At 60.6% G+C, this 1,062-nt stretch carries 2 protein-coding genes; both read right to left on the bottom strand.

The window, feature by feature from the left end; all coding sequences use genetic code 11:
- Nucleotides 1-24: 24 nt before the first annotated feature.
- Entirely contained in the window at nucleotides 25-864 is an 840-nt protein-coding gene (gene sul1, locus L2I46_RS29185) for a sulfonamide-resistant dihydropteroate synthase Sul1 (protein WP_000259031.1), read from the bottom strand.
- A partial coding sequence (locus tag L2I46_RS29180; protein ID WP_016810057.1) for a DMT family transporter occupies nucleotides 858-1,062 on the bottom strand: 205 nt, incomplete at its 5' end. The genes L2I46_RS29180 and sul1, both read right to left, overlap by 7 nt.

Below are 1,062 nucleotides of genomic sequence, written 5' to 3'. Positions count from 1 at the left end.
TAGCGGGCGGCCGGAAGGTGAATGCTAGGCATGATCTAACCCTCGGTCTCTGGCGTCGCGACTGCGAAATTTCGCGAGGGTTTCCGAGAAGGTGATTGCGCTTCGCAGATCTCCAGGCGCGTGGGTGCGGACGTAGTCAGCGCCATTGCCGATCGCGTGAAGTTCCGCCGCAAGGCTCGCTGGACCCAGATCCTTTACAGGAAGGCCAACGGTGGCGCCCAAGAAGGATTTCCGCGACACCGAGACCAATAGCGGAAGCCCCAACGCCGACTTCAGCTTTTGAAGGTTCGACAGCACGTGCAGCGATGTTTCCGGTGCGGGGCTCAAGAAAAATCCCATCCCCGGATCGAGGATGAGCCGGTCGGCAGCGACCCCGCTCCGTCGCAAGGCGGAAACCCGCGCCTCGAAGAACCGCACAATCTCGTCGAGCGCGTCTTCGGGTCGAAGGTGACCGGTGCGGGTGGCGATGCCATCCCGCTGCGCTGAGTGCATAACCACCAGCCTGCAGTCCGCCTCAGCAATATCGGGATAGAGCGCAGGGTCAGGAAATCCTTGGATATCGTTCAGGTAGCCCACGCCGCGCTTGAGCGCATAGCGCTGGGTTTCCGGTTGGAAGCTGTCGATTGAAACACGGTGCATCTGATCGGACAGGGCGTCTAAGAGCGGCGCAATACGTCTGATCTCATCGGCCGGCGATACAGGCCTCGCGTCCGGATGGCTGGCGGCCGGTCCGACATCCACGACGTCTGATCCGACTCGCAGCATTTCGATCGCCGCGGTGACAGCGCCGGCGGGGTCTAGCCGCCGGCTCTCATCGAAGAAGGAGTCCTCGGTGAGATTCAGAATGCCGAACACCGTCACCATGGCGTCGGCCTCCGCAGCGACTTCCACGATGGGGATCGGGCGAGCAAAAAGGCAGCAATTATGAGCCCCATACCTACAAAGCCCCACGCATCAAGCTTTTGCCCATGAAGCAACCAGGCAATGGCTGTAATTATGACGACGCCGAGTCCCGACCAGACTGCATAAGCAACACCGACAGGGATGGATTTCAGAACCAGA

The organism is Klebsiella sp. 2019SCSN059 (genome assembly GCF_021739525.1).
GTDB lineage: Bacteria > Pseudomonadota > Gammaproteobacteria > Enterobacterales > Enterobacteriaceae > Klebsiella > Klebsiella quasipneumoniae.
This window is presented reverse-complemented; position numbering and strand designations above follow the sequence as displayed.